The 12,708-nt window shown below is 54.8% G+C and carries 13 protein-coding genes; 1 reads left to right on the top strand and 12 read right to left on the bottom strand.

The window, feature by feature from the left end; all coding sequences use genetic code 11:
* Nucleotides 1-28: 28 nt before the first annotated feature.
* The gene (locus AC2FHX_RS03180; protein WP_282021248.1) at nucleotides 29-898 is read left to right on the top strand and encodes an acyl-CoA thioesterase; all 870 of its coding nucleotides are present in this window, start codon (nucleotides 29-31) and stop codon (nucleotides 896-898) included.
* On the opposite strand, the gene AC2FHX_RS03175 is transcribed toward AC2FHX_RS03180, so the two are convergent.
* The 12 genes from AC2FHX_RS03175 to AC2FHX_RS03120 all read right to left on the bottom strand — a co-directional run bounded on the left by AC2FHX_RS03175 (nucleotide 895) and on the right by AC2FHX_RS03120 (nucleotide 12,659).
* Nucleotides 895-1,662 (bottom strand): SDR family oxidoreductase, encoded by a 768-nt coding sequence (locus tag AC2FHX_RS03175; RefSeq protein WP_496700303.1) that lies wholly within the window; start codon nucleotides 1,660-1,662, stop codon nucleotides 895-897. The genes AC2FHX_RS03180 and AC2FHX_RS03175 overlap by 4 nt on opposite strands.
* Nucleotides 1,663-1,783: 121 nt before the next feature.
* Nucleotides 1,784-3,013, bottom strand: coding sequence for an acyl-CoA dehydrogenase (locus AC2FHX_RS03170; protein ID WP_496700304.1), 1,230 nt, complete (start codon nucleotides 3,011-3,013; stop codon nucleotides 1,784-1,786).
* A gap of 121 nt (nucleotides 3,014-3,134) precedes the next feature.
* The gene (gene phoB / locus AC2FHX_RS03165; RefSeq protein WP_142633798.1) at nucleotides 3,135-3,824 is read right to left on the bottom strand and encodes a phosphate regulon transcriptional regulator PhoB; all 690 of its coding nucleotides are present in this window, start codon (nucleotides 3,822-3,824) and stop codon (nucleotides 3,135-3,137) included.
* Nucleotides 3,825-3,835: 11 nt separating this feature from the next.
* Nucleotides 3,836-4,537 carry a phosphate signaling complex protein PhoU gene (gene phoU / locus AC2FHX_RS03160; RefSeq protein WP_271947126.1) on the bottom strand — a complete coding sequence of 234 codons (702 nt, stop codon included), beginning with the start codon at nucleotides 4,535-4,537 and terminating at the stop codon, nucleotides 3,836-3,838.
* A gap of 16 nt (nucleotides 4,538-4,553) precedes the next feature.
* Nucleotides 4,554-5,351 (bottom strand): phosphate ABC transporter ATP-binding protein PstB, encoded by a 798-nt coding sequence (gene pstB, locus AC2FHX_RS03155; protein WP_142633794.1) that lies wholly within the window; start codon nucleotides 5,349-5,351, stop codon nucleotides 4,554-4,556.
* Nucleotides 5,352-5,363: 12 nt separating this feature from the next.
* Nucleotides 5,364-6,725: a phosphate ABC transporter permease PstA gene (gene pstA / locus AC2FHX_RS03150; protein ID WP_496700305.1), complete on the bottom strand. Its 1,362-nt coding sequence runs from the start codon at nucleotides 6,723-6,725 to the stop codon at nucleotides 5,364-5,366.
* Nucleotides 6,722-8,194, bottom strand: a complete 1,473-nt coding sequence (pstC, locus tag AC2FHX_RS03145; RefSeq protein ID WP_496700306.1) for a phosphate ABC transporter permease subunit PstC — start codon at nucleotides 8,192-8,194, stop codon at nucleotides 6,722-6,724. The genes pstA and pstC overlap by 4 nt, the downstream gene beginning before the upstream one ends.
* 78 nt (nucleotides 8,195-8,272) lie before the next feature.
* The gene (locus AC2FHX_RS03140) at nucleotides 8,273-9,313 is read right to left on the bottom strand and encodes a substrate-binding domain-containing protein (protein WP_142633790.1); all 1,041 of its coding nucleotides are present in this window, start codon (nucleotides 9,311-9,313) and stop codon (nucleotides 8,273-8,275) included.
* A 195-nt stretch (nucleotides 9,314-9,508) separates the two neighbouring features.
* Nucleotides 9,509-10,555 (bottom strand): sensor histidine kinase, encoded by a 1,047-nt coding sequence (locus tag AC2FHX_RS03135; RefSeq protein ID WP_496700307.1) that lies wholly within the window; start codon nucleotides 10,553-10,555, stop codon nucleotides 9,509-9,511.
* Between the two features lie 34 nt (nucleotides 10,556-10,589).
* Nucleotides 10,590-11,114 (bottom strand): gamma carbonic anhydrase family protein, encoded by a 525-nt coding sequence (locus AC2FHX_RS03130; RefSeq protein ID WP_282027405.1) that lies wholly within the window; start codon nucleotides 11,112-11,114, stop codon nucleotides 10,590-10,592.
* Complete coding sequence (gene gmk / locus AC2FHX_RS03125) at nucleotides 11,111-11,752, bottom strand: guanylate kinase (protein ID WP_142633784.1); 642 nt, start codon at nucleotides 11,750-11,752, stop codon at nucleotides 11,111-11,113. Before gmk ends, AC2FHX_RS03130 begins: the two co-directional genes overlap by 4 nt.
* Nucleotides 11,753-11,768: 16 nt before the next feature.
* A complete protein-coding gene (locus AC2FHX_RS03120) occupies nucleotides 11,769-12,659 on the bottom strand; it encodes a YicC/YloC family endoribonuclease (RefSeq protein WP_281972091.1) in 891 nt (296 codons plus the stop codon).
* Between the last annotated feature and the right edge of the window lie 49 nt (nucleotides 12,660-12,708).

Genomic DNA, 12,708 nt, shown 5'->3' with positions numbered 1-12,708 from the left:
TTCGCCAAGATTAATCGGAGTACCGCATATGACCGAAGCAGAGAAAGTTCTTCTGGATCTTCTGGACGTTGAAAGACTGGAAGTAGACCTGTTTCGGGGAACAGGGTCGGGCGGCGAAACACCTATGCGAATTTTCGGCGGTCAGGTCATCGCACAAGCACTAGCCGCAGCATATCGCACCGTCGACAACCGCCTGTGTCATTCCCTGCACGCCTATTTCATCCGCCCGGGCGACCCAAGCATTCCCGTAATTTATCAAGTTGATAGGGCCCGTGACGGAGGTTCGTTCACGACGCGCCGTGTGGTTGCAATTCAGCATGGTAAGCAGATTTTAAACATGTCCGCCTCATTCCACATTCAGGACGAAGGTTGGGATCATCAACACGACATGCCTGAGATGGAAGCGCCCGAATCCTACCCATCGCGATCAGAGCTCAAGAAGAAATATCTGGACAAAGTACCGCCCAGCTTTCGCGGAGAACTAACACGCGAGCGCCCGATCGAAGTCCGCGAGGTCGGCCATCTGGATCCTTTCAACCCAGAGAAATCGGATGACCGCAACCAGATTTGGTTCCGAATGGGCGCCGCGGCCAATGCCGATGCGGTCACGCAGCATCTGTTGCTGGCCTATGCTTCAGATATGTATCTCATGAGCTCGGGCATGCGCCCGCACGGCCTAAGTTGGTTTACTGGTGAAGTGAACGGCGCCAGCCTGGACCATGCGATTTGGTTTCACGCGCCGCTCAAGTTCGAGAATTGGCATCTGTATTCCATGGATTCGCCATGGGGCGGGCGAGGGCGCAACTTCAACCGTGGATCAATCTATTCCGAAGATGGCGTTCTGGTCGCATCAGTTGCCCAGGAAGGCCTGATGAGGCGCCCTCAGAACAAAAGTTAAGTCTCTTCAATAAACATTTGATTTAACTTCTGCATTCCTGAAATCCACCTGTCATAATCTCCGGATTTATGGCGAATGTAGTCCAGAACCTTTGGATGCGGCAGTACCAGAAATTGCTCAGAAGATATTGCCTTTACGCAAGCCTCGGCAACATCTTCAGGTTCCAACATTCCGTCAATCGAAGCCACGGAAGTTTCGTGCCCGCGCGTCATATCGGACCGTACGGCTTGTGGGCAAAGTACCGAGACCAGCAAACCTTTATGCCCATATGTAAGCGACAACCATTCAGCAAACCCAACGGCTGCGTGCTTTGTGACACCATATGGAGCTGCACCTGGCTGGTTCAGCAATCCAGCGGCTGAGGCCGTTGTCATGATATAGCCGCCGCCACGTTCGAGCATTCTGGGCACCAGATGCCGCGCGGTCCAAACATGTGACATCACGTTGATTTTCCAGATGCGATCCCAGTCTTCATCCGGAACCTCCAAACCACCAATCGTCAATATCCCGGCATTTGCACAATACAGATCGATAGGGCCAACCGAGCTTTCTACAGCTTCGATCAACTCGGCTGTATTAGCCTCAAGCGAAACATCACAATGGAATGAATGGCCGCCAATCTCTTTTGCGACAGCGTCTGCGCCGGTTTTGTTGATATCAGCGCAGACAACCGTAGCACCTTCACGAGCAAATCGCAGTGCCAAACCTTTTCCGATGCCATCTGCGGCACCGGTCACAACAACGATCTTTCCGTTCAGTTCCATTTGATCCTCATGATGCAGTAGGTGTCAGGAACAGATCGTAAGGTATTGTGAGGATTTGAAAAGTTTCCCAAGCGCATTGGAATTATTTTAACATAATACCAATTACACGAATTCTGGAAACTTAGTAAAACGCCTGCAATCCCGTCTGTGCACGCCCCAGGATCAACGCGTGAACATCATGCGTCCCCTCGTAGGTGTTGACCGTTTCTAGGTTCACCATATGTCGGATGACCTGAAACTCTAGCGAAATGCCGTTGCCGCCGTGCATGTCACGCGCATGACGTGAAATATCCAGGGCTTTGCCGCAATTGTTGCGCTTAATGATCGATATCATCTCGGGCGCGGCTTCGGCCTTGTCCATCAGTCGCCCGACACGCAGGCTTGCCTGAAGACCCAGAGCAATTTCTGTTTGCATATCCGCCAATTTGCGCTGGAAAAGCTGCGTCTGCGCCAATGGCTTGTCAAATTGTTTCCGGTCCAACCCATATTGGCGTGCCGCATGCCAACAGCTTTCGGCAGCGCCCATAACACCCCAGCTGATTCCGTAGCGTGCGCGGTTAAGACATCCAAACGGGCCTTTCAGGCCTTGAACATGAGGCAACAAAGCATCCTCGGTGACTTCGACACCCTCCAGCACAATTTCACCGGTGATCGAGGCGCGTAGGCTCAGCTTGTTCTGGATTTTCGGCGCGCTCAAACCTTTGAGGCCTTTTTCAAGGACAAAGCCACGGATCTTTCCGTCATGTGCATCAGATTTGGCCCAAACGACAAACACATCCGCAATCGGGGCGTTCGATATCCACATCTTGCTGCCAGATAGACGATATCCACCGTCGATCTTTTCCGCACGCGTTTTCATACCTGCCGGATCAGAGCCCGCATCAGGTTCGGTCAGACCAAAACATCCGATCCATTCGCCGCTGGCCAGTTTCGGAAGGTATTTCCGGCGCTGCTCCTCGCTGCCATAGGCATAGATCGGATACATCACCAACGAGCTTTGTACAGACATCATCGAGCGATAGCCCGAATCCACGCGTTCCACTTCTCGGGCGACAAGGCCGTAAGAGACATATCCGCCCCCTAGCCCGCCGTATTCTTCCGGGATCGTAGTGCCCAGCAGACCCATTTCACCCATTTCACGAAAAATCTCGGGGTCAGTTTCTTCGTTCTGAAATGCTTCTGTCACCCGCGGCTGAAGCTTTTCCTGCGCATAGGCTTGCGCACTGGCCGCAATCATACGCTCGTCTTCGTCTAGCTGGTCTGACAGGCGGAACGGATCATCCCAGGCGAACTGGCCCATGTCAGGCGCATCTTTGGAGCGTAATGTCGGCTTGGTGTCAGGGGCATTCATGGTGCGTCTCCGCTTTGTCAGCTTCGCGGCAAACTAACCCGTCGGCCCGTCAAAAAACAGTAAGAGTTTCGCATCCACCCTTGAGTAAAACTCATAGCTTGCAGCCACCTGCCCCACGCGTTCAACCCAGCGCGTATCCCGCACCGCGAACAGTGCGAACCGGATCATCTCCACCATACTGCGTTAGTGCTTTGCGTAAGCGGCCGATATGAACGTCGACCGTTCGCGTATCGACATAAATATCCCGCCCCCAGACGCGATCCAATAGCTGTTCTCGGCTCCAGACGCGGCCCGGCTTTTCCATGAATGTGCTCAGCAAGCGAAATTCGGTTGGGCCAAGCTTTAGTGGTTTGCTGTCGCGGCTGACCTTATGAGTTTCAGAATCCAAAACGATGTCTGCGAATTCCAGCCTAATTCCTACAGTCGCAGGCCGGACACGCCGCAACTGGGTGCGTACCCGGGCCATAAGCTCGACAATCGAATAGGGTTTGACCACATAGTCATCAGCCCCGGTTTCCAGACCTCGTACTTTGTCGATTTCTTCCGACCGGGCCGACAGCATGATAATTGGGATCGACCGGGTGTCGGAGCGGGTTTTCAGCCGGCGGCAAACCTCGATCCCGCTAAGATTGGGCATCATCCAGTCTAGTACGATAATGTCCGGACTGTCTTCATCGACCAGCAACATGGCCTCTTCACCATTGGCTGCTTTGGATACGCGAAAGCCTTCTGCCTCGAGATTATAGGCCAGGACTTCGCGCTGAGCCGGCTCATCCTCGACAACCAGAACGGTCGGTTGATCAGCGGACATTCTCAAATCTCCTAGACGGATTGCGATGTAAAATCGGCTTTGGGACGCGCTTCTGTCGGGCGCTCTCCGGTCACCAGATAGACGACCTGCTCGGCAATGGCCGTCACATGATCGCCCATACGTTCTATATTCTTGGCGATGAAATGCAGGTGCATACAGGATGAGATGTTGCGCGGGTCTTCTGCCATGAAAGTCAGGAATTCTCGGAACAGACCATTATACATCTGGTCGACTTCCTCATCACGTTCGATGACATCCGCCGCCAGCTCAGCGTCGCGCTGGACATAGGCGTCCAAAGCGTCCCTGAGCATCCGCTCGACCTCACGTGCCATACGTCGCAAGGCGGCGGCACTGCCATTGATCTCACTGGTATTGACCAGAACGGTCGTGCGTTTGGCTATGTTCTTTGAATAGTCGCCGATACGTTCCAGGTTGGCGGAAACCTTCAATACCGATAGGACCAGACGAAGATCGCTTGCTGTTGGCGCACGCAGCGCGATCAAACGCGCCGTTTCTTCGTTGATCAGCTCTTCCAACGCATCAATGGCCTTGTCGCCCTGACGCACCTCTTGCGCGAGCTCGACATCGCGCGATTCAAGCGACCGTGCCGCGCTCATGATTGCGGCTTCGACGAGGCCTCCCATTTTCATGATATGCGCCTGAATGGCTTCCAGATCCCGGTCGAAGGCGGATGCGATATGTTGTTCTGTCATCTCTGAATACCTATGTTCAGCCGATACGGCCGGTGATGTAGCTTTCGGTGCGGGGATCTTCGGGGTTGGTGAAAATCTGTCCGGTTTCACCAAACTCGACAAGGTTGCCCAAATGGAAAAACGCGGTCTTCTGGCTGACGCGAGCGGCCTGCTGCATCGAGTGGGTAACGATCACCACCGAGTATCGCGACCGCAATTCGTCGATCAGTTCCTCGACCTGCGCAGTCGCAATCGGATCAAGGGCCGAGCACGGCTCGTCCATCAGCAGGACCTCAGGTTCCGTAGCCACCGCACGGGCGATGCACAAGCGCTGTTGCTGACCGCCGGACAGGCCGGTTCCAGGCGCATCAAGACGGTCTTTGACCTCATCCCAGATGGCGCCGCGGCGCAGTGATTTCTCAACAATCTCGTCCAGTTCAGCTTTGTTTCTGGCCAACCCGTGGATACGCGGGCCGTAGGCCACATTGTCATAGATCGACTTGGGAAACGGGTTCGGTTTCTGAAACACCATACCAACCTTGGCACGCAGCTGAACCGGGTCGACGCGTTTGTCATAGATATCTTCGCCATCCAGCAGGATATCGCCCTCGACACGGCAGATGTCGATCGTGTCGTTCATCCGGTTCAGGCAGCGCAAGAAGGTGGATTTTCCGCAACCCGAGGGGCCGATAAAGGCGGTGACGGTCTTGTCTTCGATCCTGACGTCGACGTCTTTGATGGCGTGATTTTCACCGTAATAAACCTGAACCTTGTTCGCGGCGATCTTGATGTCTTTGGCGTCCACGGTTCTCTCCACTCGTGTCATATCGTTCATAATGGCCCCCATTTACCAGCGGCGTTCAAAGCGGCGGCGCAGGATAACTGCGATTGCATTCATAGTGACAAGGAAAAGCAGCAAGATAATGATGCCCCCCCATGCGCGCTCGTAAAAGGCCGGGTCCGCGCGCTTGGACCACTCGTAAATCTGTGCGGGCATGGCCGAGTTTGGTGACAGAAAGCCCTCGACAATCCCGTCGGGCGGGTTCGAGGCGATAAAGCCCACCATCCCGATCAGCAGCAGCGGAGCGGTTTCGCCAAGCGCCTGTGCCAGACCAATGATGGTGCCCGTCAGGATGCCGGGTGCCGCAAGCGGCAGCACATGGTGGAACACCGCCTGCATTTTCGAGGCCCCTACCCCCAACGCAGCGTCCCGGATCGACGGCGGCACCGCCTTGAGTGAAGCTCGGGTCGAAATGATAATTGTTGGCAGCGTCATCAGCGTCAGAACCAGACCACCAACCAGCGGCGCAGAGGTCGGTAAATGCATATAATTGATGAACACGGCCAAGCCCAGAATACCAAATACAATCGAAGGAACGGCCGCCAGATTCGAGATGTTCACCTCGATGATATCGGTAAACCGGTTCTGAGGCGCGAATTCTTCCAGATAGATCGAGGCAGCAACCCCGATCGGCAGGGCCAGCGCCAACACGACCAGCATCATGAACAGAGAACCCAGCATGGATACTCCGATCCCGGCAGCCTCGGGCCGCTGATCGGAGGCGTCCGCCCCGAAGATAAAGTCAGGGTTGAACGCCTTGTACAGCACACCAGCAGCACGCAACTGATCCACGAAGTCCAGCTGTGCGACAGAGATGCTTTTGTCATTTGCGATTGAATTACGTGTCACACGGCCCTTCAGATAGCCATCAACGCGACTGTTCACCAAAAAGCGGAAGCTGACCGACTTTCCGATCTCATCCGGGTTCGAGATGACGTAATCACGCAGGTCCGCCTGTGCGGATTTGGAAAGGATTTGCCCCATCTCCTTCGGCGGTAGATCGGATTCTATACCCAGTTTCTTTACTTCGACTTCCAGCGCAGATGCGATCAAGGGCGCGTATCCAAAGGTCGAAACCTTCCTGATGTCGTCGATGTTACGGTTACCTTTCTTGTCGAGCTTGTCTGCCTTCAGCTCTACCGTCAGCTCTAGGAAGCTTTGTTGAAAAGCTCCCGTACCAGCGGTGACGATATTAGTCACCAACACAATCAACATCACAAGACCGATACCAATGGCCGCGATGCCGTACAATTTGAACCGGGTTTCGGCCGCATTGCGACGCTTGGTTCGCGTGTCCTGATTGAACAGCGAAGCCCCTTTGTGTTTAGCGGCAGGTGCTGCGTCTTGTTTTTGGGACATGTCAGTCATTCATACTGCTCCCGGTATTTGCGCACGATATAGAGGGCGAAGATGTTCAGCCCCAGCGTGATGATGAACAGGGTCAGACCCAGGGCAAAGGCCACAAGAGTCTCCGGGCTTGCGAAATCAGTATCCCCGGTCAGCTGGCTGACGATCCTAGTGGTGATTGTGGTCATGGCTTCGAAAGGGTTTCCCGAGAATTTGGCAATCGCACCGGCGGCCATCACGACAATCATCGTCTCACCGATTGCGCGGCTGGCGGCCAACAAGATTGCCCCTACGATCCCGGGCAAAGCTGCCGGCAGGACGACCTGCCTGACAGTTTCGGAATGCGTTGCGCCTAGGCCTAGCGATCCGTCTCGCATCGACTGGGGCACCGCGTTGATGATGTCGTCAGAAAGTGACGACACGAACGGGATGAGCATGATGCCCATGACCAGACCCGCCGTGAGTACAGCGTTCGAACTGGCCATCCAACCAACGCCCAAAGCTCCCCCCTGCCCGAACACAGATACCAGTGCCGGACCGACCGTCAGCAGCGCGAAAAGACCGTAAACGATGGTTGGGATACCGGCGAGGATTTCCAGCAAAGGCTTGGCCACAGACCTTGCCACGCTCGAGGCATATTCGGAAAGATAGATCGCAGCGTACAGCCCAATCGGAACCGCAACCAGCAACGCGATCAGAGAAATATACAAAGTCCCCCACAGCAGTGGGAGGATCGACAGTTCACTTCCGCCCCGGAAGTTCGGGGCCCAGGTGCTTCCAAAGAAAAAGTCTTTCCACGAATGAAGTTCGAAGAAATTCATCGTTTCAAAAAACATGGACAGGACGATGCCGACTGTGGTCAGAACTGCGATCGAAGCGGCCAGCAGCAGCAGCGCCAGAATGCCTTGTTCGACAACATTTCGGGCGCGAAATTCTTTATGAGTGCGGATATAGGCAAATGAGGCCCCGATCAGCGTCACAACCAAAACCGCGATCTGCATCGCAATGGTTCCGCTTGCGCTCATCGAGCGATATTTCTGCGCCGCCAGCAGAATGGGTGCGGTTACCTCTTGCGTAATGATCTGGCCAGCCTCTTTCAGTCGCGCGGTCACATCGGCAAAATCCTCATGCGCGCTGCGGGCAAAGTCTTCGGTCATGGTGCCTGAGGCAACCGCGCCGTCCAGGCCGTTGGCGACCCGGCGCACTTCGCTCATCAGCAAGCCGCGGGTCGACCCCTCGGGGATTGCCGAGTCCGGCAGCAACCCAGAGGCAGAATTGCTGACGATCAAGGGCTGCGCCAGCAACCAGATGACCAGCAAAACGAACCCCGGTATCAGCGCCGTCAAAGCAACGTTATAGCCGTAATAGGATGGAAGTGAGTGCAGATTGCGCAGGTTTCCGTCCGCGCTGGCCATCGCGCGGGACCGGCCCGCAAAATAGCCAAGAACAGCAATCGCCAGCAAAATGAGCAGCAGCCAGGTTAGTGCCATGAGAACTCCGTCAAGCGGCAGGAGTGGATTTAAGAAAACCGGGGCGTAGACACCGCCCCGGTTCAGTCGTGTGAAAGCTTAGGAACCGCCGCCCAAAGTGGTTTCGCTGGCTACGATTTCCTGAACCTTGACCAGCTCTGGGTCTGATACGAGACCGTATGCAGCCAGAGGACCATCGGGGCCTGCAACCTCATCAGCGACGAAGAACTCTGCATATTCTTTCAGCCCGGGGATAACGCCGATATGTGCTTTTTTCACATAGAAAAACAGCGGGCGCGATACCGGGTATTCGCCAGTTGCGATGGATTCGGTCGAAGGCACGATGCCTGCCATGGTCGCAACCTGCAGTTTGTCGGTGTTGTTCTCGTAGAACGCCAGACCAAAGACGCCGATGCCGTCTTTGTTGCTGTCGATACGAGCCAGGGTCTCGGTATAGTCGCCGTCGATGTCGACCGAAACGCCATCGGTACGCAGAGCGATACAGGCTTTTTCAGCGGCTTTTTTGTCGTCGCCATTTGCGGCTTTGTAGACATCAAAGTCACCCAGATGCTCACAACCGGCCAGGATCACCTTGTCTTCGAACACTTCACGCGTGCCGTGCTTGGTGCCGGGGATGAAGGCTGCAATCGGCTGCGCTGGGAATGCAGGGTTCACGTCGGCCCAGGTCTTGTTGGGATTGTCGACCAGCTGGCCATCAACCACGATCTGGGCGGACAGCGCTTTGTACCAATCTTCCGGCGTGAACTCGAATGAGTTGCCGTTGATGTCGGATGCGAAAACGATGCCGTCATAGCCGATCTGAACTTCGATGATGTCGGTAACACCGTTTTCGGCACAGGCTTTGATCTCTTTTTCACGGATCTGGCGCGAAGCGTTCGCAACGTCGATGGTGTTTTCGCCAACACCTTCACAGAACCGCTTGAGGCCGGCCGAAGATCCGCCCGATTCAACAACCGGGGTCTGGAAGTCAAAGTTTTCGCCAAAGGCTTCTGCAACGATCGAAGCATAGGGCAGAACGGTGGAAGAACCAGCAACCTGAACTTGATCACGCGCGGTGGCCGCAGTGGCCGAAACAGCAGCGATAGCCAGAACCGAAGCCGACAGTTTTACAAAGGACATTTCAGTCTCCTTGAGAAATATGTTTCTGGATCATCCTCATGATGATCTTGGCCGAACCTCTAAAAGTCGTGCGTAAGCCTTTTGTGACAAGTGTGTAACGGTTTCATGACACGTTTGGATTTTCAGCCGATACGCCAGGGAACATATGCTGTGAAAGAAACAAAACAGATCCGACAACTGGCTTGATCCAAACGATCAGCGCGGCAAAATCACTGTAAAAACAGCGCCTTTTCCAAGATCGCTTTCCACCCGCAATCTGCCGCGATGGCGGTTTAGAATATGTTTTACAATCGCTAGGCCCAACCCGGTTCCACCCAGTTGCCGTGACCTATGACTGTCCGCGCGATAGAATCGTTCGGTCAAACGCGATACATGCTTCGGGTCGATTCCAGGTCCCCTATCCACGATCTGAATGCGAACACCGGGACCGCGCATAGCAGTATCGTGATCCGAAGATTTGACGCGAACTTCTACCCGACCACCACTGCCGCCGTATTTAATTCCGTTCTCGATCAGGTTGGTAAATACTTGGAGCAACTGGTCGCTGTCGCCAACTAGCATTATTTTGTCTTCGGGCGCATCCAGGCTCAGCACTACATCCGCGCCATCTGCCAATGGACGCAGAGAATTGAGGGTCGATTTAAGAAGTGCAGTCAGCTCAAGTTGTTCTTTCGGGCGAACCCGCTCTTCGCTTTCGACGCGGTTCAAAGACAGAAGATCGCCGACAAGCCGGTTCATGCGATTTGCCTCGTCGTTCATGATCTGAAGAAAACGATCCCGGGCAACCTCGTCATCTCGGGCCGGACCGCGCAAGGTTTCAATAAAGCCCATTAATGCCGTCAGCGGGGTCCGCAATTCATGGCTGACATTCGCGACGAAATCACGTCGCATCTGATTTACTTGCTCAACATGCGTAACGTCCTGAAATACAGCAAGCAACGCACCGCCGGATACTGCACCGACCCCATTCATATACCGGCACTGAACTTCGAAAGTTGTATCCTGGGCACCGTCATTGGACAGGTGCCGAGTGTTGGACGTTCCCTTCGTGCGCAGGCTTTGTTCAATCGCTTCGATAACCTGCGGCTGTCTGAGGATGGTCGCGAAATGCCGCTGCAGGATATTCTGGCCCAACAACGTCTTTGCTTCGGTATTGACCGCAATAATCCGTTCCGTCTGGTCAACCATCAGCGCGGGCATCGGGATGGCGGTTACAATTTCTTCAAGTTGGTCGTTGGTCATAAAGGGGCAGTTCTCTTAGCAACGCAGTTGGACGCTAGGATAGCTCTCGCATTGTATCGCGAAAATGACGCATGTTTTCTTGATAATGCAAGGCGCTGAAGGTCAGCTTCTGGGCGGTCGCATTGTCGATCTCGCGCACGACTTTACCCGGTGAGCCCATGACCAGAGAGTTATCCGGTATCTCTTTTCCTTCGGTCACCAAAGCCCCTGCCCCGATCAGACAGTTTTTGCCGATCTTGGCACCGTTCAACACGATGGCCCCCATTCCGATCAGGGTATTATCCCCGATCGTACAGCCATGCAGCATGACCTTATGCCCAATCGTGCAGTTCTTCCCGATGGTCAGAGGATACCCCGCATCAATATGCATGACGCAGTTTTCCTGAACATTGCTGCCCTCACCAACCCGGATTTCTTCGTGATCAGCGCGGATCGTGCAGCCGAACCAGACTGAGGCCCCCTGTTCAAGCACGACTTTGCCGATCAGATTGGCGTCTGGGGCGACCCAGGTGTCCTCGTGGATTTCCGGTACATCAGAGCCAAGGGCATAGATGGTCATGACTGATCCTCGAATTCGTTTTGCAGCGTACGGACATGATCCTGAAGCTTGGGTTGCTGGATACGCCGCATTCGCTCGGCACTGACAATGGTTTTCAGCTTTTCTTCGGTCTCGTCCAGATCGTCATTGACCAGCACGTAGTCGTAATATCCCCAATGACTGATCTCATCCCAGCTTTTAAGCATCCGCTTGGAAATAACCTCTTCACTGTCCTGACCGCGGCTTTCCAGTCGGCGGCGCAATTCGGGGATCGACGGTGGCAGGATGAAAATCGACAGGGCGTGTTTGCCCAGATCCGAGTTCCTAATCTGCACCTCGCCCTGCCAGTCGACATCGAACAGAACGTCCTTGCCGTCATTGATGGACTCGCGAACTGGCCCAGCCGGAGAGCCGTAGAAATTGCCAAACACATGGGCATGTTCCAGCATCTGTCCCTCGGACACCTGCTGTCGAAAGGTATCTTCTGTCAGGAAATAATACTCACGCCCATGTTCTTCCCCAGGCCGGGGCGCGCGTGTTGTGGCCGAAACCGAGAACTCCAGATCCGTGTCCCATTGCATCAGACGCTTGGCCAACGTGGATTTCCCTGCGCCCGAAGGCGAGGACAGAATGATTAATAGGCCGCGTCGATCCGCCATCAGGGCGCTCCTGTCATTATTCTACGTTCTGCACTTGCTCGCGCATCTGATCTATTACCGCCTTCAACTCAAGCCCAACCGATGTCAAATCGGCGCTTTGTGCCTTGGAACACAGCGTATTGGCCTCGCGGTTGAACTCTTGCATCAGAAAATCAAGCTTGCGCCCCACAGCGGCATCCTGTGCAAGCAAATCGCGTGCGGCAGTGACATGGGCTTTCAGCCTGTCAATTTCTTCCGTTATATCCGACTTGACTGCGATCAGAGCCAACTCCTGTGCAACCCGATCCGGATCCGCGCCTTGCGCATTATCCATCACGCGCTGCAGGTTTTCTTGTAAGTTTTCAGCGATTTTATCCCGGCGCTCTTCAGCGAGCTTGGCGGCTTGCTCCGTAAGGCTTGAAACCTGCGATAGCTGCGCCTCAAGCACATCGGCCAGGGCCCGGCCTTCGGATTCACGCATCTTAATGAAATCGCTCAGCAAATCGTCAAACGCGCCGGTCAGATGTTTGACCAAGGGGGCCGGATCATCCGCATCCCCGCCGGTTTCCAACATGCCTTTGACAGCAATAAGCTCGGCCGCCGTCGACGGGGCCAGCGCTAGTCCCCGTTCTTCTGCCATCGTCTGCGTTCGCGCCAGAGCATCCAGAGCAGCGGCCATCGCAACTGGATTCAGCACGAGATCGGCTGTCGTTTCCTCGCGGCTCAGCTTGAGCGAAAGCGTCACATTCCCCCGGCCCAGGCTTTTCGAAATCCGCGAACGAAGCGCGGCTTCGAGCCCGGTGAGCCATTCAGGCACCCGCAGACGCATATCCAGCCCTTTGCCGTTTACGCTGCGCAACTCCCAGGTCCAGCTATGTGGACCATGTGTTCCCTTGCCCGAGGCAAATCCGGTCATGGATCTGATCATGCCTGTCTTCTCCGCTTTGCCCGCCTAATGTTCTTGTCCGCACCTAATG

The sequence above is a fragment of the Ruegeria sp. CDSC042 genome (assembly GCF_059610745.1).
This window is presented reverse-complemented; position numbering and strand designations above follow the sequence as displayed.